General features: G+C 67.6%; 22 protein-coding genes and 1 riboswitch. Of the genes, 12 read left to right on the plus strand and 10 right to left on the minus strand.

Annotation, left to right across the window (positions count from 1 at the left end):
- Nucleotides 1–49: 49 nt before the first annotated feature.
- Nucleotides 50–817 carry a TetR/AcrR family transcriptional regulator gene (locus tag DFO47_RS13120; RefSeq protein ID WP_206073923.1) on the minus strand — a complete coding sequence of 256 codons (768 nt, stop codon included), beginning with the start codon at nucleotides 815–817 and terminating at the stop codon, nucleotides 50–52.
- A 129-nt stretch (nucleotides 818–946) separates the two neighbouring features.
- Here DFO47_RS13120 and DFO47_RS13125 point away from each other — a divergent pair, with 129 nt between their 5' ends.
- Nucleotides 947–1876: an NAD-dependent epimerase/dehydratase family protein gene (locus DFO47_RS13125; protein ID WP_133831912.1), complete on the plus strand. Its 930-nt coding sequence runs from the start codon at nucleotides 947–949 to the stop codon at nucleotides 1874–1876.
- 3 nt (nucleotides 1877–1879) lie between these two features.
- Here the strand turns inward: DFO47_RS13125 and DFO47_RS13130 are convergent, their stop codons facing one another.
- Nucleotides 1880–4081, minus strand: a complete 2202-nt coding sequence (locus DFO47_RS13130) for an efflux RND transporter permease subunit (RefSeq protein ID WP_133831913.1) — start codon at nucleotides 4079–4081, stop codon at nucleotides 1880–1882.
- A gap of 231 nt (nucleotides 4082–4312) precedes the next feature.
- Here DFO47_RS13130 and DFO47_RS13135 point away from each other — a divergent pair, with 231 nt between their 5' ends.
- The 5 genes from DFO47_RS13135 (at nucleotide 4313) to pabB (ending at nucleotide 9237) form a co-directional block, all read left to right on the plus strand.
- Nucleotides 4313–4849, plus strand: a complete 537-nt coding sequence (locus DFO47_RS13135) for a MarR family transcriptional regulator (RefSeq protein WP_026264352.1) — start codon at nucleotides 4313–4315, stop codon at nucleotides 4847–4849.
- A 69-nt stretch (nucleotides 4850–4918) separates the two neighbouring features.
- Nucleotides 4919–5737 (plus strand): class I SAM-dependent methyltransferase, encoded by an 819-nt coding sequence (locus tag DFO47_RS13140; RefSeq protein ID WP_133831914.1) that lies wholly within the window; start codon nucleotides 4919–4921, stop codon nucleotides 5735–5737.
- A gap of 37 nt (nucleotides 5738–5774) precedes the next feature.
- Nucleotides 5775–6398 carry a LysE family transporter gene (locus DFO47_RS13145; RefSeq protein WP_133831915.1) on the plus strand — a complete coding sequence of 208 codons (624 nt, stop codon included), beginning with the start codon at nucleotides 5775–5777 and terminating at the stop codon, nucleotides 6396–6398.
- Nucleotides 6399–6530: 132 nt separating this feature from the next.
- Nucleotides 6531–7070: a low molecular weight protein-tyrosine-phosphatase gene (locus DFO47_RS13150; RefSeq protein ID WP_081624108.1), complete on the plus strand. Its 540-nt coding sequence runs from the start codon at nucleotides 6531–6533 to the stop codon at nucleotides 7068–7070.
- A gap of 19 nt (nucleotides 7071–7089) precedes the next feature.
- Nucleotides 7090–9237, plus strand: coding sequence for an aminodeoxychorismate synthase component I (gene pabB / locus DFO47_RS13155; protein ID WP_133831916.1), 2148 nt, complete (start codon nucleotides 7090–7092; stop codon nucleotides 9235–9237).
- Nucleotides 9238–9263: 26 nt separating this feature from the next.
- Here the strand turns inward: pabB and cls are convergent, their stop codons facing one another.
- Nucleotides 9264–10736: a cardiolipin synthase gene (gene cls / locus DFO47_RS13160; RefSeq protein WP_133831980.1), complete on the minus strand. Its 1473-nt coding sequence runs from the start codon at nucleotides 10734–10736 to the stop codon at nucleotides 9264–9266.
- Between the two features lie 95 nt (nucleotides 10737–10831).
- On the opposite strand from cls, the gene DFO47_RS13165 reads away from it, so the two are divergent.
- Together DFO47_RS13165 and DFO47_RS13170 are read left to right on the plus strand one after the other, a co-directional pair.
- Nucleotides 10832–11761 carry an aminodeoxychorismate lyase gene (locus DFO47_RS13165; protein WP_133831917.1) on the plus strand — a complete coding sequence of 310 codons (930 nt, stop codon included), beginning with the start codon at nucleotides 10832–10834 and terminating at the stop codon, nucleotides 11759–11761.
- Nucleotides 11762–11821: 60 nt separating this feature from the next.
- A complete protein-coding gene (locus DFO47_RS13170; protein ID WP_109045511.1) occupies nucleotides 11822–12286 on the plus strand; it encodes a pyridoxamine 5'-phosphate oxidase family protein in 465 nt (154 codons plus the stop codon).
- A 22-nt stretch (nucleotides 12287–12308) separates the two neighbouring features.
- Here DFO47_RS13170 and DFO47_RS13175 read toward each other — a convergent pair whose 3' ends face one another.
- Complete coding sequence (locus tag DFO47_RS13175) at nucleotides 12309–13013, minus strand: TetR/AcrR family transcriptional regulator C-terminal domain-containing protein (protein WP_109045510.1); 705 nt, start codon at nucleotides 13011–13013, stop codon at nucleotides 12309–12311.
- Between the two features lie 225 nt (nucleotides 13014–13238).
- On the opposite strand from DFO47_RS13175, the gene DFO47_RS13180 reads away from it, so the two are divergent.
- Entirely contained in the window at nucleotides 13239–13493 is a 255-nt protein-coding gene (locus DFO47_RS13180; protein ID WP_018760737.1) for a hypothetical protein, read from the plus strand.
- 120 nt (nucleotides 13494–13613) lie between these two features.
- On the opposite strand, the gene opgC is transcribed toward DFO47_RS13180, so the two are convergent.
- The gene (gene opgC / locus DFO47_RS13185; protein WP_243835473.1) at nucleotides 13614–16082 is read right to left on the minus strand and encodes an OpgC domain-containing protein; all 2469 of its coding nucleotides are present in this window, start codon (nucleotides 16080–16082) and stop codon (nucleotides 13614–13616) included.
- Nucleotides 16083–16258: 176 nt separating this feature from the next.
- Nucleotides 16259–16373: riboswitch (SAM riboswitch) on the plus strand.
- 13 nt (nucleotides 16374–16386) lie between these two features.
- Here opgC and DFO47_RS13190 point away from each other — a divergent pair.
- Genes DFO47_RS13190 through DFO47_RS13200 form a run of 3 tightly spaced genes read left to right on the plus strand, consistent with a single transcriptional unit; the run spans nucleotide 16387 to nucleotide 18266 of the window.
- Nucleotides 16387–16650 carry a DUF1737 domain-containing protein gene (locus DFO47_RS13190; protein ID WP_018760735.1) on the plus strand — a complete coding sequence of 88 codons (264 nt, stop codon included), beginning with the start codon at nucleotides 16387–16389 and terminating at the stop codon, nucleotides 16648–16650.
- Nucleotides 16647–17057, plus strand: coding sequence for a rhodanese-like domain-containing protein (locus DFO47_RS13195; RefSeq protein ID WP_018760734.1), 411 nt, complete (start codon nucleotides 16647–16649; stop codon nucleotides 17055–17057). Before DFO47_RS13190 ends, DFO47_RS13195 begins: the two co-directional genes overlap by 4 nt.
- Nucleotides 17058–18266: an O-succinylhomoserine sulfhydrylase gene (locus DFO47_RS13200; protein WP_018760733.1), complete on the plus strand. Its 1209-nt coding sequence runs from the start codon at nucleotides 17058–17060 to the stop codon at nucleotides 18264–18266. It abuts the gene before it with no gap.
- 4 nt (nucleotides 18267–18270) lie between these two features.
- Here DFO47_RS13200 and DFO47_RS13205 read toward each other — a convergent pair whose 3' ends face one another.
- The 5 genes from DFO47_RS13205 to DFO47_RS13225 all read right to left on the minus strand — a co-directional run bounded on the left by DFO47_RS13205 (nucleotide 18271) and on the right by DFO47_RS13225 (nucleotide 24162).
- A complete protein-coding gene (locus tag DFO47_RS13205) occupies nucleotides 18271–19497 on the minus strand; it encodes a glutamate--cysteine ligase (RefSeq protein ID WP_133831918.1) in 1227 nt (408 codons plus the stop codon).
- A gap of 67 nt (nucleotides 19498–19564) precedes the next feature.
- Nucleotides 19565–21088 carry a UDP-N-acetylglucosamine 1-carboxyvinyltransferase gene (locus tag DFO47_RS13210; RefSeq protein ID WP_018760731.1) on the minus strand — a complete coding sequence of 508 codons (1524 nt, stop codon included), beginning with the start codon at nucleotides 21086–21088 and terminating at the stop codon, nucleotides 19565–19567.
- A gap of 106 nt (nucleotides 21089–21194) precedes the next feature.
- The gene (locus tag DFO47_RS13215; RefSeq protein ID WP_133831919.1) at nucleotides 21195–21995 is read right to left on the minus strand and encodes an energy-coupling factor transporter transmembrane component T; all 801 of its coding nucleotides are present in this window, start codon (nucleotides 21993–21995) and stop codon (nucleotides 21195–21197) included.
- Nucleotides 21992–23539 (minus strand): ATP-binding cassette domain-containing protein, encoded by a 1548-nt coding sequence (locus DFO47_RS13220; protein WP_133831920.1) that lies wholly within the window; start codon nucleotides 23537–23539, stop codon nucleotides 21992–21994. Before DFO47_RS13220 ends, DFO47_RS13215 begins: the two co-directional genes overlap by 4 nt.
- Entirely contained in the window at nucleotides 23539–24162 is a 624-nt protein-coding gene (locus DFO47_RS13225; protein ID WP_133831921.1) for an ECF transporter S component, read from the minus strand. The genes DFO47_RS13220 and DFO47_RS13225 overlap by 1 nt, the downstream gene beginning before the upstream one ends.
- Between the last annotated feature and the right edge of the window lie 15 nt (nucleotides 24163–24177).

Genomic DNA, 24177 nt, shown 5'->3' on the forward strand with positions numbered 1-24177 from the left:
GGCGCACTGGCAGTCTACCGAGGCTCCCTGGCCGCCAACAGGGCCAGGCCTACCCGTCATCACGGGACGCGCGCAGCTGCAGCCCCGCCACGCCGGCAAGGACGGCAAGATGGTGGTCGAAAAGTTCCGCCGGAACGCTGAAGGTATCCGGCCCGTACTGGTTGAAGGCCTCGAAGCTGACGGCGCCAAACAATGCGCTCCACACCAGGACTCCCCGGGCCACGAGTTCCTCGGGGACGGTAAGGCCGAACTGTGCCCGGATGGTGTCCAGGTCAGCTTGGAGCGCGGTGGGGATCTCTGCCCGCACGGCATCCGCCACGGCCAGCCGCCCGGCCCGGAAGGCAGACTCCAGGATGCCAATCAGGGCGACGATCACCCGGGTACCGGGGACCGTGGTCCGCTCGGCGGGCGCGTTGTAGCCGGGGACCGGGCTGCCGAACAGGAGCGCATAGCTTGCCGGCTCCCGCAGCGCCCAGGTCCGTACCGCGCGACCCAAGGCCGTGAAGCGGCCGGCGTGGTCATCGACTGGAACCGCCCCGATGGCGGCGTCCACCTCGTCCCCCAGCTCATTGAAGGCATCTATCAGCAACAGCGTCAGCAGCTCATCCCGGCTTTCCACGTAGCGGTACACGGCTGAGGAAACCACTCCCAAGTCCCTGGCCACCGCCCTGAGGGACAGTGCCGCCGCCCCGTGCAGGGCCAGGTGGCGCCGTCCCAGCCGGATGATGTCGGCCACGGTCTGCGTCCGTGCCCGCTGCCTGGGCGTCAGGGCCCGGGCCGGTGCCGCCGTCGCGTCCGTTTTTTCTGTGTCCGTCACAGGCTCCAGCATGCCACAACCGAGAGCGGTGCCAACAAAGGAGAGCAGTGCTCTTGACAAGGTTGCGACACCCGGTCCATGCTGAAAGCGAGAGCACCGCTCTCGCTACAAACTTTCCCAGGAGGACTCATGGTCAAGAATTTCGTCGTCACCGGTGCGGGGCCGGTGGGCTGGACGGTCGCCGAGCAGCTCGCGGCCGATGGACACCGCGTCCGCGTAGTCACCCGGTCCGGCAGCGGACCCGACCACCCCTTGGTTGAGCGGATCACGGGAGACGCCAAGGATCCCGAAACCCTGCGGCAGGTCTTCGCCGGTGTCGATGCCGTCTTCCACTGCATCCACGGCTCGTCCTACACCGCCGCAGCTTGGGAGGCGGAATTGCCCGCAGCCGAGCAGGCGGTGTTGAACGCGGCACACGAGGCAGGCGCCGTCGTCGTCTTTCCGGAAAGCCTGTATTCATACAGCGAGCCGGACCGCGTGATGACCGAGGACAGCCCGCGCCGGGCGGCCGGCGGCAAGCGCGGCGTGCGCACCCGCCTGCTGCAGGCGAGGGAGGACGCAGCTGCGGCAACTGTCAGCGTGGTGGCCGGGGACTTCTTTGGTCCGCGGGTCCGGATGGCGCACGGCGGCGAGCGCATCGTGGTCCCCATCCTCGCCGGCCGGAATGTCAGCGTGGTGGGGAGCGCGAACCAGCCGCACTCCTTTACCTACGTTCCGGACCTGGCCGCAGCGATGGTCGCCGCAGCCGCCAACCCCGCCGCCTGGAACTCGGTCTGGCACGCCCCCACCGGCCCGGCCCTGACGCAGCGGGAGCTGGTTCGTGCCTTTGCACGGGCCGCGGGCGTGCCGGCACCCAAGGTGCGCGTCCTGCCGGGCTGGGCCCTGCGGGCGGCGGCGTTCTTTTCCGCCGACATGCGGGAACTGGCGGAGCTCAGCTACCAGTTTGAGCACCCGTTCGTGATGGATTCGGCCCGTTCGGAGGCCATCCTTGGCATACGGCCCACCCCGCTGGACGCGGCTGCCGCCGCCACCGTGGAATGGTGGCGGCGGCAGGACTGAGCGTCAGCGGGTGGGTACCTCCGTGCGGGGCTCGAGGCCGGACTCCCGGGATCGGGTGCCGGATCCGGCCTGGGCGCGGGCCAGTTTTCCGGGCCACCAGATCTTTGGGCCGATGTCGTAGGCGAGCGCCGGTACCAGCAGCGAGCGCACCAGCACGGTGTCCAGCAGCACGCCGAACGCCACGATGAAGGCCAACTGCACCAGGAACATGATGGGGATGACGCCAAGGGCGGCGAACGTTGCGGCCAGCACCACGCCCGCCGAGGTGATCACCCCGCCGGTCACGCTGAGGCCGCGCAGGATCCCGGGCCGGGTGCCGTGCTTGAGCGACTCCTCCCGGACCCGGCTCATCAGGAAGATGTTGTAGTCCACGCCCAGGGCCACCAGGAACACGAAGCCGAACAGCGGGACAGTGGCATCCGCTCCGGGGAACCCGAAGATGTTGTTGAAGACGAACGCGGACACGCCGAGCGCCGCCGCGTAGGACAGCACCACGGACAGCACCAGCAGGACCGGGGCAACAATGGAGCGCAGCAGCAGCATCAGGATGAAGAGGATCACCACGAGCACCACCGGGATGATGACCACGAGGTCATGCTGGGCGGTGGTGTTGGTGTCCAGGGCTGTGGCGGTCACGCCGCCCACCAGCGCGCCGGGATCCACGGCCTTGACCTCGCTGCGGAGGGCCTTGATGGTTTCTTCAGCCTGCAGGGAGTCGGCGGCGTCGTTCAGCGTGGCGTTGATCAGGACCTTCCCGTCCCTCACGTCCGGGGTGTTGGGAGCTCCCGGCGCTCCGGTGATGGGCACGCTGCCCGGCCCCAGGAGGTAGGCCTCGCCCACGCCGTCGTCCGCTTTGACCCGGTCCAGCACTTCTGCGGCCTTGGCCTGGTCCGCAACCACGACGGCGGGGCTTCCGCTGCCGGCGTCGAAGTGGCGCGCCAGCGCGTCCTGGCCGTCAACGGCGTTGGAGGCCGTGAGGATGACGTCCGTTTGCGGTACGCCGTTGGCTTTGAGCTGCAGCAGGCCGCCGGCCGCCACCAGGAGCAGCAGGACCGACGCGACCCACACGGTCCTGGGGCGCCGGGACACCAGGGAACCCGTGGCGCGCCACAGGCCTTTCTGTCCTTCCAGCCCGGTCACCAGCTCGGGTTCGCGCTGGTCGGCGGGGACCAGCTTGGGGCGGAACGGCCAGAACGCGGCCCGGCCCAGGAGCGCCATCAGTGCAGGCAGCAGGGTCAGCGCGGCGAACAGGGCGCACAGGATGCCGGCGGCGGCGACCGGGCCGAGGGCCTTGTTGGAGTTGAGGTCCGAGAACAGCAGGCACAGCAGGGCAATGATCACCGTGGCGCCGGAGGCCAGGATCGGCTCGAACGAGGCCTTCCAGGCGGTGAGGACTGCGGCGGTGCGGTTGGTGGTGTGGGTGAGGGCTTCGCGGAAGCGGGCCACGAAGAGAAGGGCGTAGTCCGTGGCCGCGCCGATCACCAGGATGGACAGGATGCCCTGGCTTTGGCCGTTGAGCTGGATCCAGCCTGCCTTGGCCATCCCGAACACCAGCAGGATGGCCGCGCAGAGGGCAAAGACGGAGGTCAGCAGCACCATGATGGGCAGCAGCAGGGAACGGTAGACGATCAGCAGGATCACGAAGACGGCGGACAGGGCCACGAGCAGCAGGATGCCGTCAATGCCGCCGAACGCGGCGGCAAGGTCGGCGGCCAGCCCTGCCGGTCCGGTCACGAAGGTTTGGGTTCCCTGCGGCGCCGCCGCGGACACCGTGTCACGGAGCTCCTTGACGGCGTCCTTCAGTTCGGTGGAGGACCCGATGGGGACAACGAACTGGACGGCTTTGGCGTCTTTGGAGGGGATCGGGCCGATCACGGCGCTGCCCAGCTTGAGGCCTTCGAGGCTGGTCTTGAGCGTGGCCAGCTCGCCCAGCTGCGCGGGGGTGAAGGCGGCGGTGTTTTCGATGACGATAATGCCGGGCACCTCGTCCGAGTCCCGGAACTTTGCCTGCCAGTCCTGCGCCTCGGTCGCTTCGGCGCTGGCGGGCAGGAAGGACGCCTGGTCATTGCTGGAGACTTCTTCGAGGCGGCCGAACGTGGGGCCGCCCACCCCGGCCAGTCCCAGCCAGGTCACGACCAGGACGACGGGGATGAGCCAGCGCAGCCAGAACGGGACGCGCTCTTTGGCAACTTTTGTTCGTTTCATGATGCCTTCCATCCAGGGTGCCGCGAGTAGGATTGATTCCAGCATAGATTATCTCCATCATGGAGATAAGTGCCAGTCGAGCTTTTTTCCCGGTCCCGCCGGTACGGATAGCGCGGACAGGGCCGGGCCTCAGGCTGCTGCAGTAATATCCGTCAGTACGGTCGGGCGGAAAAGACCCGGCAGGAACGGTTCGGCACGAACGCAAACACGAATGGCTGAAGGGAGGCGGGCATGGCAGGACAGACTGCATCAGGTCCACCGTCCTTTCCCCAGGCCGGACCGGAATTCGGCCCGCCGAACCCCCTGCTTCGGCTTTTGCAGGAGTTCACCATCGAGGCGAACCGGTACGTGGACGCGGCCGGTGACCGCAAGGACATGCACCGGACAGACATGAATGCCCTGGCGGTGATCATGCGCCATACGGCAAGGGGCGAGGTGGTAACCCCCGGCGTCCTGCGGAAGGAGCTCAACCTGAGCTCCCCCGCCACCACGGCACTGATCGACAGGCTGGACAATTCCGGGCATGTGGTCCGTGAACGGCACGCCACGGACCGGCGCCAGGTCCAACTGAAGATGACGCCCAAGGCTTTCAGGGACGGCGGCGCCATCTTCGCCCCGCTGGCGCAGCACATGGACAGCGCCATGGCAGGGTTCTCCGCGGCGGAACTGGAAACAGTGACCCGTTTCATGACCGCCATGGTCGAGGCAACCGCCGCGGCCCGGGAAGAATCCGACGACGAAAAACCCAAGGGCGGCCACCCCGGATAAGCCACGGGGCTTGTGGTGTTGGCCGCGAAGAAGCGCCAACCGCAGCCCGGTTGGGAGTAGCGTTTGGTTATGAGTGCGCAGCAGCCAGGGGAAGACGTCTACACGCACGGCCACCACGAATCGGTGGTCCGCGCCCATGCCGCCCGGACCGCCGAAAATTCCGCGGCGTTCGTCCTCCCGCACCTTACGCCGGGAACAGCCCTGCTGGACGTGGGCTGCGGGCCCGGCAGCATCACCTGCGACTTTGCCGCACTGGTCAACCCCGGGCACGTCACCGGCCTGGACCGCTCGCCGGACGTCATCGCCCAGGCACAGGCCCTCGCCGCCGAACGCGGCGTTCCCAATGTTGAATTTGTTGCCGGCAATATCTACGACCTTGACTTCGCGGACGAAACGTTCGACCTCGTCCACGCGCACCAGGTGCTCCAGCACCTGACGGACCCGGTGGAGGCCTTGCGGGAGATGCGCCGGGTGGCCAAACCCGGCGGCATCGTGGCGGTCCGGGACGCGGACTTCCACGGGATGAGCTGGTATCCGGCCATCCCGGAACTGGACGAGTGGATGGACCTGTACCAGCGGATTGCCCGCCGCAACGGAGCAGAGCCCGACGCCGGGCGCCGGCTGGTCAGCTGGGCCCAGTCCGCGGGGTTCAGCGACGTCGCCCCCAGCAGCAGCAACTGGTTGTACGCGACGGCCCAGCAGCGCCGCTGGCAAGCGCGGGTGTGGGGCGAGCGGGTGCTGCATTCAGCCTTCGCGGAGCAGGCCCTGGAGTACGGGTTCGCCAACCCGGCGGACCTGGCCAGGATTTCCGCGGGCTGGCACCGGTGGGGTTCCACCGACGACGGCTGGTTCCTGATCCCCAATGGCGAAGTGATCGCCCGGGCCTAGCGCTGAACCCGAGGCGTGCCGCCCCTAGGATTGATGAGTGGAATTTTCCCTTTGGCTGGCCCTTGCAGGTGCCGGCGCCCTTATCAGCTTCACCCCGGGTGCCGGGGCCATCAACACCATGAGCAACTCGCTGAATGCGGGGTTCCGCCGGTCCATTTGGGGAATCCTGGGCCAGCAGGCGGCCCTGGTGGTGCATGTGCTGATTGTCGCTTTGGGCGTAGGGGTGCTGGTGGCGAGCTCGCCCGTGGCCTTCAACGTGATCCGATACGCCGGCGCCGCGTACCTGGTGTACCTGGGTATCCGCCAGTTCCTGAGCAAGCCCACGGCCGCCCGGGAGGAGGCCGCCGCCCTGCGCGATGAACCGGCGTGGTCCATCTTCCGGCGCGGCTTCTGGGTCAATCTGCTGAATCCGAAGGCGATCGTGTTCTTCCTGGCGTTCACACCGCAGTTCATCCGGCCCGAGCAACCCCTGTTCACGCAATACGCGGTGCTTACCGCCACCATCGTGGCCATCGACATCCTGGTGATGTGGTTCTTCTTCGCCGCGGCCGCCAGGTCCTTCCAGCGCTTCACCAGCACCGAGCCGGGCCAAATCGTCCTCAGCAGGGTCTTCGGCACCCTGTTCGTGGGCGTTGGCATCCTGCTGGCCCTGATCCACTAGCGGCCGGGCGAAGGGCACAGCCACACGGAAGCCATCCCCATATGACAGCCAGTAATTCATATTTACAAACCCGTAAAACATTGTGAACAGCCCGCTAGCCAAGACGGGCAACCAGCGCGCATGCTTAGCTTCATGAACTCAACGTCGAGCCCATACCGTGTCATCACCGTCTGCACCGGCAACATCTGCAGGTCTCCCATGGCCGAGTTCATGCTCGCGGCAGCGCTGGAACGCGAAGGGCTGGACGGGCTGGTGGAGGTGGACTCCGCCGGCACCACCGGCTACGAGGCCGGCAGGCCCATCGATCCCCGGGCCGCCCGCCGGCTGGCGGCAGCACAGTTGGCCTCCGAAAACCATGTCGCCCGGGAGTGGGACCCGCGGTGGTTCAGCGAGCGCGACCTGATCCTGGCCCTGGACATCGACCATTACGCCTGGCTCACCGAGGCAGCACCGGGCCGGGATGCCTTGAACAAGATCCGGATGCTCCGCAGCTTCGACCCGGCCATGGCCGGCCGCGACCGGCTGGACCAGGGCATCGAGGATCCCTGGTACGGCGGCCACGCCGATTTCGACGCCGTCTGGCACCAGATCCACTCCGCCCTTCCCGGGATCGTGGACCACATCAAGTCGGAGGCCCTGCGGGACACGGGACTGCAGCGGCAGGCACGCTGAAAACGGTACGCTCTAGTCCATGAGCCCAGCCCCCGTCATCATCGCCATCGACGGGCGCTCCGGAGCAGGCAAGACCACCTTGGCAGTCGAACTCGCGGCGCTGCTCCGCGCCCACCACAAGGTGTCCCTGTTCCACCTCGAGGACATCTACCCGGGCTGGGACGGGCTCGCGGCCGGCGTCGAACGCTATGTGTCCACGGTCCTCACGCCGCTGAGCAGGGGCGAGGCCGCCACCTGGACCAGCTGGGACTGGGCCAACCATTACGACGGCGATGCCCGGGTAACACTGCCGGCGGAGATCGTCATCGTGGAGGGCGTGGGCGCAGCGTCCGAGCCTGCCCGCCCGTTCCTGAACGCCGTGATCTGGGCGGAGGCACCGGACGACGTCCGACGGACCCGGGCCCTGGACCGCGACGGCGACACCTACAGGCCGTTCTGGGACCAGTGGGCGGCCCAGGAGGAAGAATGGCTGGGCGGCGACAACGTCCCCGGCCGGGCGGACCTGCGCGTCAACAACCGCGCTGACGGCTCCGCGCCCGCAGACCTGTTGCGGCTTCTCCCCTACCTGCCTGCGCTGGCACCGGTGCTCGCCCCGGAATTGTCCGCCCGCCGCGGCCTCCGCCTGCACGCCGAGCGCCTGGACCTGGCACCGGACGCACCGGCCCTGTTCGAATCCCTGTACGGCCGCTCCCCCAACGCCGTTTGGCTGGACTCCTCCAACCACCGGGACGCACCGGCCGCCCCCGGGCAGCCGACGTCCGGTCCGCAGGCGTCAGGTCCGCAGGACAGGACGGCCGCCGAACGCAGCCGGTTCAGCATCATGGCGGACGACGCCGGCACGTTCGGGCAGTATGTCACGCACCGCGCGGGGGTGGGCTTCATCAGCGCGGGTTCGTCCGTGGCGAAGGTTCCGGGCCCGTTCTTCCGCTGGCTGAACACCGTCTGGGGCCGGCGGGCGGTCCGGACTCCCGAGGGCTATCCGGGCGAGTTCACCCTGGGGTGGCTTGGCTGCCTGGGTTACGAACTCAAGCGCGAAACCGGCGGCAGCGACCTTTCCGCCCCCACACCGGACGCCGCCCTGATCTTCGCCGGCCGGGCCGTGGTGCTTGACCATACCGAAGGCACCGCCTGGCTCCTGGCGCTTGCGGCACCTGACGCCGATGAATGGCTGGACCGCGCACGGGCAGCCGTGCAGGCCGCCGCTTCAGCCTCCACGACCCCCGCGGGCCCCGCCGGAGCGGTGGGCACAAGAGCGGTGGGCGCCGGGGATGCCGGCGGCAGCACCGGCGCCGGACGCCCCGGCCCGCCCGTTTTCCGCAGCCGGGACACGGGCGCCCGCTACCGGGCGAAAATTGCGGCCGCCCAGCACGAGATTGCGCAGGGAAACACCTACGAAGTCTGCCTGACCACCACCCTGGAAGCCCGGATCCCGGCGGAGACCCTGGATCCCTGGGCCACCTACCTCGCGCTGCGCCGCCGCAACCCGGCCCCGTTCGCCAGTTACCTGCGGCTGGGCGGCCTTTCCGTCGCCAGCACCTCGCCCGAACGGTTCCTGAAGATAGCAGCCGACGGCGGCATGCGCGCCGAACCGATCAAGGGCACCCGCCGCCGGGCTGCCGATCCGCAGGAAGACTCGCAACTGCGCGCCGACCTGGCCACGTCCGTGAAGGACCGCGCCGAGAACATCATGATCGTTGACCTGCTGCGCAACGATCTCAGCCACTTTGCGGTGCCCGGCTCCGTGACGGTCAGCCGGCTGTGCGCGATCGAAAGTTACGCCACCGTCCACCAGATGGTCAGCACCATCGACGCCCGGCTCCTCCCCGGGGCGGCCCGGGCCGAGGCAGTGGCGGCCTGCTTCCCGGCAGGGTCCATGACCGGCGCGCCCAAGATCAGCACCATGGCCATCCTGGACCGGCTGGAGGCCGGGCCCCGCGGATTCTACTCGGGGGCCATCGGGTACTTCTCGCTCAACTCGGCGACCGACCTCGCCGTCGCCATCCGGACCCTGGTGATCGACGCCTCGGGCGACGGAGCCGCGGACCTGACGCTCGGCGTCGGCGGTGCCATCACGTCGGACTCCGACCCGGACGACGAGTACGACGAGATCCGCACCAAGGCCTTTGGCGTGCTCTCCACCCTCGGCTCGGACTTCCCGGAGGACTGACCCTGGCTTAGCGGAACACGGCGGTCCTACTGCACCGTGGCCGTCAGCCGGGCCACGTTGTCCACATACCGGGCGGCCAGCGGCCGGTTCAGCCAGTCCGCCAGCTTCAACTCGTGGGAGATGTCCCGGTAGGTGTCCTCCACCGCGCGCATCTTGTTGACGATGTCCTCGCCCAGGAGCATCACGGAAACCTCAAGGTTCAACGAGAAGGAACGCATGTCCATGTTGCTCGATCCCAGGACGGCCACTTCGTCGTCGATGGTGAAGTGCTTGGCGTGCAGCACGAACGGCGCCTTGTACAGGTAGATGCGTACGCCTGCCTCGAGGAGTGCTTCGTAGTAGGACCGCTGCGCGTGGTGGACCAGGAACTGGTCGCCCTTTTCGGAGACGAACAGTTCCACATCGACGCCGCGCTGCGCCGCGGTGGTGATGGCATACAGCAGGGAGTCGTCCGGGACGAAATAGGGGCTGCAGATGGAAATCCGGTGCTGCGCGGAGTAGATGAGCGTGTTGAAGAGCCGGAGGTTGTTTTCCGTGATGAACCCGGGGCCGCTGGGCACCACCTGGGCCGTGACATCTCCGGGCTCGGGATTCGCCGGCAGTTGCAGCTGGTGCTCCAGGGATTCGTCGGTCTCGCTCAGCCAGTCGGTGGCGAAGACGACGTTCAGGGTGGTCACGATCGGCCCCCGCAGGCAGGCCATCAGTTCCACCCATTCGCGGCCGGCCTTGCGGTGCCGCGGGTTGTTGTAGGAGGGCTCGATCAGGTTCTGCGACCCCGTGAAGGCGATTTCGCCGTCCACCACCATGATCTTGCGGTGGTTGCGCAGGTCCGGCCGGCGCCATTGGCCATGGATGGGCAGGAGGGGAAGCATCCGCTTCCACTGGATCTTGCCGGCCCGCAGGCGCTTGAGCAGCTTCCGGTAGCCCTTGATGCGCAACGTGCCGATGTGGTCGAACAGGAGCCGCACTTCCACGCCCCGTTCGGCCGCTTCCTCCATGGCGGTCAGAAGATCGTTGGTGATGTGGTCCGAGCTCATGATGTAGAACTCGGCGTTGACGAAGGTCTTCGCCTTCCGCACCGCGTTGGTCATGGCCAGGATGGAGTCCGGGTAGCCGGGGATGAGCTCAACGGAGTTGCCGTCCACCATGGGAAGCGAACCCAGGGTGCGGTTGAGCTCCGCCGCGGACTTCACCCATTCCGGCCCGGGGTAGTCGCTCTCAACGTCCGACAAGGCAGTGATGCCGGCCCGCACGCGGTCGTTAACCTGCTCCTGCTGCGCGCGGCGGCGGCTGGACAGCTGGAAGTTGCCGAACAACAGGAACAGGACGATGCCCAGGAACGGGATGAAGAAGATCCCCAGCAGCCACGCCATGGCTGTGGTGGGGCGCCTGTTGCCGGGGATGATGCCCAGTGCGAGGACCCTGATCACCAGGTCGGCAAAGCCCAGGAGCACCACAACCCACGTCGGCGCGGTGCCGGCAAGCGAAAAAGGCCACAACACGTCAATATCTCCCGGGGAGGTCGGGCTCCGGGGACGGTTCCGGCCGGCGCACTCCGCCCAGCTTAGCGGCGCCGCCGCACTAAGCTGGTGCCATGAGCTCTCCAGCCCCCGTTGTCCTCGTTTTCCTTGACCCTGCCTACCCTGACGGCAGGGTGGCCGACGCCGCCAAACCGCAGCTCCTGGTCACGGACCTGGGCGTCACCCGGGGTGACGGGATCTTCGAAACCATGCTGGCCGTCGGCGGGACAGTCCGGAAAATGCAGGCCCACCTGGACCGGCTTGCAGGCTCCGCCCGCGCGCTGGACCTCGACATTCCGGGGCAGGACGTGTGGCAGCGCGCCATCGCGGCCGCCGTTGCCCGGTACCGCGCCGGGAACCCGCCGTCGGACGCTGCCGCCGACGAACTGGTGGTCAAGCTGGTGGTGACCCGCGGTGTCGAGGGCGCCCCGGCCCCCACCGCCTGGGTGCAGGTCGCACCTGCCGGAGCGGCGGGCCGCCGCCAGCGGGAAACCGGCATCGACGTAATCCTGCTGGACCGCGGCTATGACAGTGACGTGGCCGAACGGGCCCCGTGGCTGCTCCTGGGTGCCAAGACGCTGTCCTACGCGGTGAACATGGCGGCCCTCCGGCACGCCCACAAGCAGGGCGCGGACGACGTAATCTTCACCTCATCCGACGGCCGCGTCCTGGAAGGACCTACCTCCACCGTGCTGCTGGCCCACGTGGAAAAGTCCGACGACGGCACTGCGGTCAAGCGCCTCATCACGCCGCAGCTGGACAGCGGCATCCTGCCCGGAACGTCCCAGGGCGCGCTTTTCGCGGCGGCCAAGGCGGCGGGCTGGGAGCTGGGGTACGGCCCGCTGGAGCCCCGCGACCTGCTGGATGCGGATGCCGTCTGGCTGATCTCCAGCGTCCGGCTGCTGGCCCCCGTGAACCGTATCGACGGCAAGGAAATCGGCACGCCGGCCGTGAAGAAGGAACTGACAGCGGAGTTGAGCGGACTTTTCGCCGGGATCCAGTAGCCGCGCAACAGGGCCACCGGCCCCTTTTGCCCTCCCGGCTTCACCCGTAAGGTGTGGACCATGGACTCGCACAAGCTGCCGATCGAAAACCTCTCCTTTGACGACTGCTGGGAACTCCTCGCCAATGACACCGTGGGCAGGCTGGCCATCGTGGTGGACGAGCATCCCGAAATCTTTCCCGTGAACTACATCGTCCACCTGCGCAGCATCGTCTTCCGGACAGCGCCCGGTTCCAAGCTCTGGGGCGCCAAAATGGAGCGGCCGGCGGCGCTGGAGATCGACGGCTACGACCCCGCCACCGAAATGGCATGGAGCGTGGTGGTGCGCGGCGATACCGGGATCATCGAGGACCAGGCGGTAAAGGACCAAGTGGACGGCCTCGGCCTGGAACCGTGGCAGCCCGGCGAAAAGGCCAACTACGTCCGGCTGAACGCGAAGGCCCTGACCGGCCGCAGGTTCCAGGTCAACCGGCCGGATGTCTGGAACACCCGCGTGCAGGACCGGCGCAGGGCCTCGTTCGAATAATGCCCCGCCGCCCGCTTCCGTTCTAGCCGAGCGCTGCTGCCGCCTGCCGGGACAGCTGTGCTTCCAGTCCGGACAAGAGGATGGTGAGCCCCTGGTCAAGCTCGCTGGCGCCGTCGTAATCTGCCAAGGCCGGGGCCAACGCCCGCAGGTTGGGAAATTCCTTGGCGGGCAGGCGGTGGAGCCCCAGCCGCAGCAGCACCTCGTTCTCTTCGGGGTCCACCACGAACTCCTGCAGTTCGTTGAGGATGTGGCCGTAGAGGAAGCCGTAGTACACGCGGTAGACGTGCAGCGCGTCTGAGGGATCGAATCCGGCCGACACCAGCAGGGAAAGGATCTTCTCCAGCGGCCGCAGCGTGCCCAGCGGGCGCAAGCCGAGGGGCGTGGAGAGTGGCCTGGTCACCAACAGGGGCACCACGTTGGGATGCTGGAGCGCCAGGGTCCGCAGGTTGTGGGCGATCGCCCGCAACTGCGCCTTCCAGTCAGGGTCATCCTGCTGGATGGTGAGCTGGTCCAGCACCAGTTCCGAAACCCCGTCGAGCAAGGCAGCCCGATTCTCCGCATAGCGGTAAAGGCTCATCGGGTCCCTGCCGAGCTCCTGGCCCAAGCGGCGCATGGTCAATGCTTCGAGACCTTCCGCATCCACCATTTCCAGCGCTTTGGCCAGCACGATGTCCCGGCTGAGCCTGGCCTTGGCCTTGCCGGTGCCGGATGGTTTGGGGGAAGTCATGAATTTGTCCTCGCTGCGGACAACTGACCCGAGATCATTCGAGAGGGTTGCCTCATATGTAGTCTACGGGTAAAGTCTACAGTGTAGACAGGCGTTGACGGCGCTCATGATCCCGGTTTCTTTCACAGGATTAATCTATGGACCCGATTGCCACCAGTGCAGGGCATCGAGGTTCGCTGCTGTAGCCGAACGGCGGCGCCACGCACTTAGCGAAGGGACGCCCTCATGGCACATTCCCAGTTTGATCTCTTTCTCCAAGACGCCACCTACTTCGACCAGACCTCCGAGTCCACCCTGGAACGCGACCGCTTCTACGGCCTGTACATGAGCTGGTGCTTCATCAACCAGCACCTGCCGGGTACGGAAACGACCTTCTGGTCAGCGATGAAGACGCGGTTGCCGGGCAGCCGCAAGGGCCTGCGCATGAAAGGTCCGGCTGCCGCCGACTACATCGTGTCCTCGTATCCCGAGCTGGTCTAGGACACATACCCTCCAAGGGATTCCCAGTCCTCACCTGGCACGTGATCGAAATGCTGTGGCACCCACCGTGCCGCAGCATTTTTCATGCCCGGGCCATGGTTCCCAGGTGGAAGATGGGGCCTAGGTGGGAATGATCCGGAACAGGAACCTGGTGCGGACCATCACCCACAGCAGGCCCAGCACCACGGCGTACGCCACGGTGTTGAGGAAGATACTCTCCTGCTGGAGGGCGGGGATGTTGGCCACGACGGCGATCAGCACCACGTGCATGATGAAGACATAGAGCGTTGCGCGGCCCAGCGGGATCAGGAACCAGCCCAGCGCCCACTCAACCGGTTTCCAGTAGGCGCTGAGGAACGCATACGCCGCCACCACCAGCAAGACGACGTTGAGCAGGCGGCCCGGAGCCAGGTAGGTCCGGCCAAAGAGGGCGTCATACATGGCCCGGTAGGTGGCGTCCGGCATCAGCGCCAGCCGGACGTCGTAGTTGTTGGCCAAGTAGGGGTTGCCCCAGGATAGGAAGGCCAGGGCGACTGCAGCCACCGTACAGGCGGCCACCACCCAGGCATGCGCCGACAACCACGCGATAATGCTGCGCCGGTGGTATCCCACCACGAGCCCCAGCACGAACAGCACCTGCCACACCAGCAGCGGAAAAGAGTCCTCGAACTGCGACGGCAAAATCCTGAACCTGGTTCCGGCCCCCACGGCGTACACCGCCAACGATACCACCAGGACCCATACGGCCTTTCCGCGGTTCAACAGGGCCAGGATCAAGGGGCTGGCCAGGAGCAACACCACGTACAGGCCCATCACGTTAAACTGCCAGGGCCCGAACTGCAGCAGCAGGATGGCCGGCAGGACCTGGGGCGGCACCGGGAACTGGAACAGCGACGACATCCCGGCGTAGAGGTCGTACGTCCGGCCGGCACCGTTATGCCCGGCCCCGCCGGTCCCCTGGTCCACGAACGTGGTTAAGGCCTCGGTGTGGAAGAACGGAAGCTGCGCGATGAGGAAGACGCCGATCAGCACCGACAGCGCGGTCACATAGAGCTTCCCCGCCCGGCGGGAGGTGAGGTCCACAACCTTGCCGAAGTCTTCCCTGGCCTTCGGCCCGTAGACCATGCCCACCACCAGGCCGGAGAACAGTACGAAGAGTTCGGCACCCGATACGAAGCCCACGGCCTCCTGGGTGAGCAGCTGGAACAGCGAGACCAGGCCCAGGTGGTTGACCACCACGAAGACAATGGCCATCCCGCGCAGCAGATCCACGCGCGAGTCCCTGTTTCCCGGCTCCTGGTAGCTCCATGCGGTGGCGGCGTTGACCCGGCGGGGAATCTGCCACAGCGCCGCCAGGAGGATGGCCATCGCCACGGCCACGGTCCAGACCGCTGCCCCGGACAGGGTGTTGGCCCGGACATACGATCCGTCCGCGGCCACATCGGTGACCGGCCCGGTGACCACAGCAGAGGACTTCAGCCGGTCCAGCGCAGCTTTGGCGATGGCGGGATTTCCGGTGAGCAGCCAGTCGATGCTGGCCACGCCGGTATCCCGGGTGCTGGTGCGCTCGTCCCACACCACCGCCGCCGTCCTGGCGAAAGCCGGCGAGGTGGCGGTACCCACCACCTGGTCCCACCAGGCCGTCTTGATATCCGCCTCCGGCGGTCCGCCCGCGGCAGGGCTGTAGAACGCCGACGTCTGGAGCAGTAGCGGCTTCCTGCGGACCTCCGCGTAGGCACTGTAGAAGTTCTCGCTGCCCGCGCCGGTCAGCATCTCCTGGAGTTCACCGGCACGCGGCACGGTGTTAACGGCAGCGGCGCCGGCAGTGTCGTCATGGTAGGCAGTCAGGCCCACCCAGTCCACGGCGTCGTCCCCCGGATAGTAGGGGGCGTAGGCGGCGTCGGAGCCGTTCCAGGCGCCGTCGCCGTTGGTGTCCAGGAGGGCGAAGCCGTCACTTCCAGGCTGCGGGGCATTCCTGCTCCGGTCAAAGGGGTAGTCCTTGCCCAGGTACGGCGCCCAGACCATGGCGGCCCGGCCGCCGTCGTCCTTTTTGACCGCTGCCGCGACCGCCTTGAAGGCCTCCCGGTAGGCGGCCGGCTGCTGCCCCCAGGCCACCCAGCTCGAGTTCATGTCCGGCGCAAACCGGATCAACAGCCGGCCCTTGAACCCGGAGGCCAGGTCGCGGACCTTGCCGGCGAAGGCTTCCGCTTCGGAGGCGCCGATCTGGTCCAGCGGCACCGTGGGCTTCACGGTGAGCATGGCGTGGGCGCCCTTGGCCGAGGCCTGCTGCAGGAACCCCTCGATGTTGTTCCGGTCCGAGTCGCGGAACGGCAGGCCGATGTCGTGGCCAAACACGGCCGGGCTCGCACCCAGCCGGTCGGAGAATCCAGCGGCGGTATCCTCGCCCCATTCAAGGACGGCACCCAGCCACGGCTTGCCTTGGTCCGGTACCGCGGAGGCCGCCTGCGCAGCACCGGCGGGCGCCAGCAGCGCCAGGAGCACGACGACGGCGGCGGCCAGGAACGCCCCGGGGGAACGGTGACGGGCACGACGACGGCCGGCCTGGTGGTGCGATGTTGCTGCTCGCATGCTGGCAAGACCCCCCGGTACTCCCACTGTGACGGCAGGGCGGCGCCCCCGGTAGAAACTTTATCGGTCCGGCCGCCTTGCCGCGTTCCCGTGACGCGGTGGTCGCGGGCTCTCAATTACGGAACATGACGACGGCGGCCGTGCGGCTTGGCGGCGCAGGTGTTACGTTTTTGGGGAGTAATGAGTACCGGTGCTAAGCCCTGACTGGCCGGTCGGCAACCCTCCTCTCGCGGCGGGGTGCCTCAGGTGAATACTTGGCATATCGACCGATTCGAGCTGCAAGCGTGAAAGAAGGAGATCCGTCGTGTCTGACGCACCCGCCCCTGACGAAAAATTGTCCTACCGCCTGATTACGGGCCCGGACGACCGCTCCTTCTGTGAGCGGATCTCGGCTGCGCTTGCGGACGGTTACGTCCTGCACGGCAGCCCGGCGGCCACTTTCAACGGCAGCAGCGTCATCGTGGCCCAGGCCGTTGTCCTCCCGGCCGCCATCGCGTCGGCTGACGCCGCGGTGGCCACGGCCGTTGACGACCTGGAAGGCGAGTTCGACGGCGAGGGCCACGCATGAGCTACGCGGGAGACCTGACGCCGCAGGAAGCGTGGGCCAAGCTGGAGCAGGGCGCCATCCTGGTGGACGTCCGCACCGAGGGCGAATGGGCCCACATTGGCATTCCGGATACCAAGGCAACGGACAACGATCCGCTCTTCATCCAGTGGACCTTCCCCGGCGGCATCCCCAACCCCGATTTCGTGAAGGACCTCAAGGAGCAGGCGCCTGAGGACCCGGGCGCTGAGCTCGTGTTCCTTTGCCGTTCGGGCCAGCGATCCATCGCCGCGGCCGTGGCGGCCACCCAGGCCGGCTTCACTTCCTACAACGTCCTGGAGGGCTTCGAGGGGGAACCTGACCGCTACGGCGAACGGACCGTCAACGGCTGGAAGAACCGCGGCCTGCCCACCAACCTCGGAAAGAACTAAGTGACTTTCAATCAAGATGCCCCCGGCTGGAGCCCCGACACCCAGGCTGTCCGCGGCGGGCTGGACCGCACCAACTTCCAGGAAACCTCAGAGGCCGTCTTCCTGAATTCCGGGTTCGTCTACGAATCCGCGGCCGCGGCCGAACGCGCCTTCACCGGCGAGGACGAGCGCTTTGTGTACTCGCGCTACGGCAACCCGTCCGTGGCCACCTTCCAGGAACGGCTCAGGCTGCTGGAAGGCACCGAGGCCTGCTTCGCGACGGCGTCGGGCATGTCCGCGGTGTTCACGGCCCTGGGCGCGCTGCTTGCAGCCGGTGACCGCGTGGTGGCCGCCCGCTCACTGTTCGGGTCATGTTTCGTGATCCTGAACGAGATCCTGCCGCGGTGGGGAGTGGAAACGGTCTTCGTCGATGGCCCGGACCTGGACCAGTGGCGCGAGGCCCTGTCCAAGCCCACCACCGCCGTCTTCTTCGAATCCCCGTCCAACCCGATGCAGGAAATCGTGGACATCGCCGCGGTGAGCGAACTGGCCCATGCCGCCGGCGCCACGGTAGTTGCGGACAATGTCTTCGCCACTCCCCTGCTGCAGCGCTGCGGGGACCTGGGCGCGGACGTCATCGTGTACTCCGGCACCAAGCACATCGACGGGCAGGGCCGGGTCCTGGGCGGTGCCATCCTGGGCACCAAGGAGTTCATCGACGGCCCGGTGAAGCAGCTGATGCGCCACACAGGTCCGGCGCTTTCGGCGTTCAACGCCTGGGTCCTGACCAAGGGCCTGGAAACCATGAGCCTGCGCGTCCGGCACTCCTCGGCCACCGCCCTGCGGCTCGCTGAGTGGCTCGAGGAGCAGCCTGCCGTGAGCTGGGTGAAGTACCCGCTGCTGACATCGCACCCGCAGTATGAGCTGGCGGCGAAGCAGATGAGCGCCGGCGGCACGGTCCTCACCCTTGAGCTGGCGCCCTCGGGCGGGCGCTCCGGCAAGGAGGCGGCCTTCGCCCTGTTGGACGGGCTGCGGATCATCGACATCTCCAACAACCTGGGCGATTCGAAGTCCCTGATCACCCACCCCGCCACCACCACGCACCGCGCCATGGGGCCGGAGGGGCGGGCCGCCATTGGCTTGAGCGACGGCGTGGTCCGGCTCTCCGTGGGGCTCGAGGACGCGGACGACCTCATCCGCGACCTGGAACAGGCCCTGAAGCAGATATAAGGCGTCAGGCCTGGCGGACCCGCAGCAGTTCCGGGGTGTCTTCCACGCCGGAAAGATCCAGGGCGCCGCGCATGGTGGCGTCTACGGCGTGCCGGACCACTGCACCGAAGCCCATATCCTCGGGAGGCGGTCCGGCCAGCGCCCTGTCGCGGGCCCGGCGCTGCTCAGCGGCCCCTGTCCCGCGGGCGATGATGTGCTCCACGCCCTGGCGGGCCATGGCCAGTTCGCCCTGTTCCTGAAGGACAGGCGCCAGGTAATCCACCAGGGAACGGGCTACGTCCGCGGCCGGGGCCGGACGGAAGTTCCCAAAGTCCAGGAGCTCGCCGCCGAGTCCCGAACTGCTGGCCTGCCAGGAGGCCATCCGCAGCAGGACAGTGGGCACGGGCGCCGGGTCCACCCCCTCGCGCCATTCCCTGCCGGCCGATTCCACCAGGGCGCGGACCAGCACGGCGATCAAGGCTGCATCCTCGGCGCGGAGGCAGACGTCCGCCACCCGCACCTCCACGGTGGGGTGGTTGCGGGAGAGCCGCGCGTCGAAATACAGCATCCCTTCATCGAGCATCACGCCGGTGTCCAGCAGCCGGGTGACCACCCTCCGGTAGGCGGGGTACGTCCCGTAGATCGCGGCCGGGCCGGACGTCGGCCACCGGTTCCAGGCCTGGGTACGGTAGCTTTCGAACCCGGTGGGGACGCCGTTCCAGTACGGCGAGTTGGCGCTCAACGCCGTCAGCACCGCCAGCTTGTCGCGGATCCGGTCCAGGACCGCCACGCCCTCTTCCGGCGATTCGATGTAGGTGTGCACGTGGAAACCGCAGGTCAGCTGTTCCTGCGCCGTGAGGCCAAAGCGCTCCAGCATCCTGGCGTAGCGAGGGTCCGGCGTGGTGTGGCTGGCGGATGCCAGCGGAGACGTGGCCAGCGCAGCCACCCTGGCTCCGTTCTTGGCGGCCGCCTGATTGGCCATGGCGCGGCCGGCCCTGATCTGCTCGAGCAGGGCCTCGGACTCCAGGCAGGGCTTTGTCTGCGTCTCGATCTGCTCAAGCTTCAGCTCGGCACTGAGGCCCATCTCGTCGTCGTGATCCGCCTGCTTCCCGGAGTGGTGGAGGTCCGGGTCCACCGGGAGATCGTCCGCAGCGACACGGTGTCCGGCGAGGAGGGCGTCCGCCAGGGCAAGCGGCTCCCCGGACTCCGGATCAACAATCAGGAGTTCTTCCTCGACGCCGAAAGTACGCATACGAACATTCTGCGTCAGGGCCAGGAAATTCCGGGCGCAGCTGCTGATCATGACGAAGCATGAACGCCTAGTCCTGGAAGTACTCCACCTTGGCGCCGATGGTGTTGAGGCGTTCCGCCAGGTCCTCGTAGCCGCGTTCGATCACGTAGATGTTGCGCAGCTCGGAGACGCCCCGTGCGGCGAGCATGGCCAGCAGCAGGCATGCAGCGGGGCGGAGCGCCGGCGGGCAGCCCACCTCCGCGGCACGCCACTTGGTGGGTCCGTTGACGTAGATCCGGTGCGGGTCCAGCAGCTGCACCTGTGCACCGAGCCGGTTCAGCTCCGTCAGGTAGATGGCACGGTTTTCGTACACCCAGTCGTGGATCATGGTCTGCCCGTGGGCGTTCGCGGCGATCACGGCAAAGAAAGGCAGGTTGTCGATGTTCAGCCCGGGGAACGGCATGGGGTGGATCTTGTCCTCGGGCGCGCGCAGCTCCGACGGTTTGGTAGTCACGTCCACCAGCCGGGTGCGCCCGTTGCGGGCCATGTATTCGCCGGAGATTTCGAGCTTCTGCCCCATCTGGCCCAGGGTGGCCAACTCGATTTCCATGAATTCGATGGGTACCCGGCGGACCGTGACCTCGGAATTGGTGACGATGCCGGCCGTAATCAGGCTCATGGCCTCAATCGGGTCCTCGGACGGGAAATACTCGATCTCGGCGTCGATCACGGGCCGGCCGGTGATCCGGAGCGTGGTGGTTCCCACGCCCTCGATGGCCACCCCGAGCATCTGCAGGTAGAAGCAGAGGTCCTGTACCATGTAGTTGGGGCTGGCGTTGCGGATCACGGTTGTTCCCGGCCGGTGGGCCGCCGCCATGATCGCATTCTCGGTAACGGTGTCCCCCCGTTCGGTGAGGACGAAGGAACGGTCCCTGGTGTCCGCGGGAGGCGCCTGGACCGTGTAGAAACCGGCGGTGGCTTCCACGGAGAGCCCGAATTCGCGCAGTGCCTGCATGTGGGGTTCCACCGTGCGGGTGCCGAGGTCGCAGCCGCCGGCGTAGGGCAGCCGGTACTCCCGTGACTCATCCAGGAGGGGGCCCAGCAGCATGATGACGCTGCGGGTTCGCCGGGCCGCGTCAACGTCCATCCCTTCCAGGTCCAAGACGGCCGGGCGGCGCAGGCGCAGATCAGTGTCGTTGAGCCAGGTGCATTCCACGCCGATGCTGGTCAGCACTTCAACGATGCGGTTGACTTCTTCGATCCGGGCGAGGCGGCGGAGCACGGTGGTGCCCCGGTTGATCAGGCTGGCGCACAGCAGCGCCACGCCGGCGTTCTTGCTGCTGTTGACGTCCACCGCGCCGGAGAGGGTGCGGCCGCCCTCCACCCGCAGGTGCGTCATCCTGGGCTTGCCCACGTTGACGATGCTCCGGTCGAAGATGGTCTCCAGCCGCTGGATCATCTTGAGGCTCAGGTTCTGCTTGCCTTGTTCCATCCGGGCGACGGCGCTTTGGCTGGTTCCGAGTTCGGAAGCCAACTGGCCTTGGGTCCAGCCCTTCTCAGTCCGGGCGTTCCTCAACATGGCGGCGACGTGGCCGGCGGTCTCCTGAGTCATGACGCGAATATATCATAAATGAGATAGAAGGTCGCGGTATGGCCATCCGAGGGAGTATCCGGGGTGACCTACCCGCTACATGCGATAGTACCGGCAGGTAACCCTGCTAGCTGCCCAGCCACACCATGTTCCAACGGCCCGCGGCAAGCGCCGCACCGAGGGCGCACCCGGCGATCAAGACGCCACCGCCTACCACCCACAGGTCCAGCACACTGAACGTCGATTCGCGGGCCCAGGTTCGCTGCCCGCCGCCGAAACCCCGCGCTTCCATGGTCACGGCAAGCCTCGACGCGCGGCGGATCGCCTGCACCAGGAGCCCGAAACTTTGGCCCAGGGTCGCCTTCACCCGCTGGACCACGTTGCCGCGCGACCCCACGCCGCGGGCACGCCGGGCCATCCCGATGGTCTGCCATTCCTCGGCCATGAGCCCCACCAGGCGCATCGCCGCCAGGGTTCCCAGGACGAACCGGTGCGGCAGGCGCGCCTTCTGTGCCAGCGCATCGGCAAGGTCCGTCGGATCGGTGCAGCTCATCAGGAGCACCGCCGGAAGGGCGATCGCGAAGCCCCGCAGCAGGAAGCCGATGCCCAGCTGGAGGGAGCCTTCGCTCATGGTCCAGATGCCGGCGTCGAGCAGGATCCTCCCGCTGTCCGGCGCCAGGATGGACGTGCTCCAGCCGCCGATGGCGGCGGCGAGGATCAGCGGCCAGCCCCGCTGCCAGAGCAGGGACACGGTGAGGCCGGCCAGGGGAAACAGGATCAGTTCGAAGACCAGCGCCACGGACGCGGAAACCCAGTCGATGGACAGCGCCAGGACCGCGGTGATCAGCACGACGGCGGCAAATTTGCTCAGCGGGTTGGCCCGGGCAAGAAGGGCGCGGTTGCAGTCCAGGGTCAGCTGCTGCCTCATGGCGCCACCGGTTCCGTGGCGGCCATCCGCAGCTCGGCCCCGCCCAAAGCCCGGGTGAATTCGGCGTCGTGGGTCACGGACACCACGGCCGTGCCGGCGTCCAGGAGTTCGGAGAGGAACGAGGCCAGCTCCGCCCAGGTGTTGGCGTCCTGCCCGAACGTCGGCTCGTCCAGGACCAGCACCTGCGGGCTGGCGGCCAGGACCGTGGCCACGGACAGCCGACGCTTCTCACCGCCGGACAATGTGTAGGGATTGGCGTCCACCAGCTGGGTGAGCCGCAGCCGCTCCAGCAGTTCCTCCACCCGGTCCTTGCCGTGGCCCAGGTGCCGCGGCCCGAACAGCAGCTCGTCCAACACCTTGCCCGTCACGAACTGGTGCTCCGGTTCCTGGAACACGGTACCCACCCGTGAGATCAACTGCTCTGCCTTCCACGCGTAGGGGTCGATCCCGGCACCGCGGCTCAGGTCCACGGCGGCCGACACCTTTCCGGACACCGGTTCAAGGAGCCCGGCAAGGGTCAGTGCGAACGTTGATTTTCCGGCGCCGTTCGGGCCGGTGACGGCCAGCGCCTGGCCGGCCCGGACCTGCGCAGCAACACCCTCCTGGACAGGAACCGGCGGAATCTTCCGGAAGCCTTTGCGGCGGGGACGCTCGCGGGAGACCGCCAGGTCTTCGGCTGCAAGCAGGAGGTTGCCGGTTACGGCGGCCGGGATTCCGGACCGGCGGCGGGTGGCCGGCACATACCCCGGCACCCAGACTCCGGCTGCCGTCAGCATGGCCCGGGCCTCGCTGAGCACCCGGTCCGGAGGTCCGTCCAGGAGCACGGCGGGATCCGAGGCGGAGCCCGGCTGCAGGACCACGATCCGGTCCACCAGGTCCTTCCAGACGGAAACCCGGTGCTCCACCACCACCAAAGTGGCCCCGGTCTTGTCGAGGCAGCGTGCCACGGCGTCCCGGACCTCCAGGACGCCGTCCGGGTCGAGGTTGGCGGTGGGCTCGTCCAGCAGGATCAGCCCGGGACGCATCGCCAGGATGCCCGCCAGCGCCAGGCGCTGTTTCTGACCGCCGGAGAGGGCCGACGTCGGGTGGTCCAGCGGGAGGTGGGACAGTCCGACGTCGGCAAGCGCCTCGTGCACGCGCCCCCAGATGGCGTCGCGGGGCACGGCAAGGTTCTCGGCGCCGAAGGCGACGTCGTCCCCCACCCGGGAGAGGACCACCTGCGTCTCCGGGTCCTGCTGCATCAGGCCGGAGCGGCCGCGACGCTCGCGGGGCGGGGCGCCGTCAACCAGCAACGAACCGGACTCGTCCGCATCGCCGGCCTCGCCGTCGTCGTTGATGTCGCCCAGGACCCCGGCGAGGGCATGCAGGAGCGTCGACTTCCCGGCACCCGAGGGACCGAGCAGGAGTACCCGCTCGCCGGGGCGGATATCCAGGTCGAGGGCGTGGACGGCAGGTTTGGCCCTGCCGGCATGCCGCCAGCCCCAGCCGCGGGCCGTGACGGCGGCAGGGCGCACGCCTCCTGCGGCGTCCTGGGAAGGTGCCATCAGGAGAAAACTGGCTCCGTTGCAGCCTTGCGGGACGCGAAGGAACTCAGCACCCCGGTGCGGGCCAGGCCGCGGGTGGCGAGCCAGGACAACGCGCCCGCCAGCACGGCGCCGGACACCGTGGTCAGGACGATGTAGGCGAGCTTGTCCGCCCCGGAGTAGGCAATGCTCCAGCCCCACGGTGCGAATGAGTCATTCAGGCCGCAGAAGAAGCCCGCGGCCGCCCCCGCCACGAGGGAGACGGGCAGGTTGAACTTGCGGTAGACGAAAACCGCGAAGATGATTTCCGCGCCCAACCCCTGGATGAAACCGGAGAAAAGGACGGAGGCGCCGTATTGGGAACCCATCAGGAGCTCGCCCGTTGCGGCCACAGTTTCGCAGAACAGGGCGGCTCCGGGTTTGCGGATGATGAGCATTCCCAGCACGCCGGGAATCATCCAGCCGCCGGCCAGGATCCCGGTCAAGGGCGGGTAGGCGGCGTTCATGGGGGCCGACAGGGCGGCGGCGCCCTGGTCCCAGGCCCAGAAAATGACCCCGCCGGCGATGGCCACCAAGGCCGCCACCACGATGTCGACGACGCGCCAGGACTTACTGGTGGTCTTCTTGATTGCAGCAGTACTCATGTGATCCTCCTGGGT

This window comes from Arthrobacter sp. AG258 (assembly GCF_004364695.1).
Lineage (GTDB): Bacteria > Actinomycetota > Actinomycetes > Actinomycetales > Micrococcaceae > Arthrobacter.

Bases quoted from the DNA above. Each gene is read 5' to 3' on its own strand.
- DFO47_RS13125 (WP_133831912.1), top strand. From the start codon at position 947: ATGGTCAAGAATTTCGTCGTCACCGGTGCGGGGCCGGTGGGCTGGACG.
- DFO47_RS13130 (WP_133831913.1), bottom strand. From the start codon at position 4,081: ATGAAACGAACAAAAGTTGCCAAAGAGCGCGTCCCGTTCTGGCTGCGC.
- DFO47_RS13135 (WP_026264352.1), top strand. From the start codon at position 4,313: ATGGCAGGACAGACTGCATCAGGTCCACCGTCCTTTCCCCAGGCCGGA.
- DFO47_RS13140 (WP_133831914.1), top strand. From the start codon at position 4,919: ATGAGTGCGCAGCAGCCAGGGGAAGACGTCTACACGCACGGCCACCAC.
- DFO47_RS13150 (WP_081624108.1), top strand. From the start codon at position 6,531: ATGAACTCAACGTCGAGCCCATACCGTGTCATCACCGTCTGCACCGGC.
- pabB (WP_133831916.1), top strand. From the start codon at position 7,090: ATGAGCCCAGCCCCCGTCATCATCGCCATCGACGGGCGCTCCGGAGCA.
- DFO47_RS13165 (WP_133831917.1), top strand. From the start codon at position 10,832: ATGAGCTCTCCAGCCCCCGTTGTCCTCGTTTTCCTTGACCCTGCCTAC.
- DFO47_RS13170 (WP_109045511.1), top strand. From the start codon at position 11,822: ATGGACTCGCACAAGCTGCCGATCGAAAACCTCTCCTTTGACGACTGC.
- DFO47_RS13175 (WP_109045510.1), bottom strand. From the start codon at position 13,013: ATGACTTCCCCCAAACCATCCGGCACCGGCAAGGCCAAGGCCAGGCTC.
- DFO47_RS13180 (WP_018760737.1), top strand. From the start codon at position 13,239: ATGGCACATTCCCAGTTTGATCTCTTTCTCCAAGACGCCACCTACTTC.
- opgC (WP_243835473.1), bottom strand. From the start codon at position 16,082: ATGCGAGCAGCAACATCGCACCACCAGGCCGGCCGTCGTCGTGCCCGT.
- DFO47_RS13195 (WP_018760734.1), top strand. From the start codon at position 16,647: ATGAGCTACGCGGGAGACCTGACGCCGCAGGAAGCGTGGGCCAAGCTG.
- DFO47_RS13205 (WP_133831918.1), bottom strand. From the start codon at position 19,497: ATGCGTACTTTCGGCGTCGAGGAAGAACTCCTGATTGTTGATCCGGAG.
- DFO47_RS13210 (WP_018760731.1), bottom strand. From the start codon at position 21,088: ATGACTCAGGAGACCGCCGGCCACGTCGCCGCCATGTTGAGGAACGCC.
- DFO47_RS13215 (WP_133831919.1), bottom strand. From the start codon at position 21,995: ATGAGGCAGCAGCTGACCCTGGACTGCAACCGCGCCCTTCTTGCCCGG.
- DFO47_RS13220 (WP_133831920.1), bottom strand. From the start codon at position 23,539: ATGGCACCTTCCCAGGACGCCGCAGGAGGCGTGCGCCCTGCCGCCGTC.
- DFO47_RS13225 (WP_133831921.1), bottom strand. From the start codon at position 24,162: ATGAGTACTGCTGCAATCAAGAAGACCACCAGTAAGTCCTGGCGCGTC.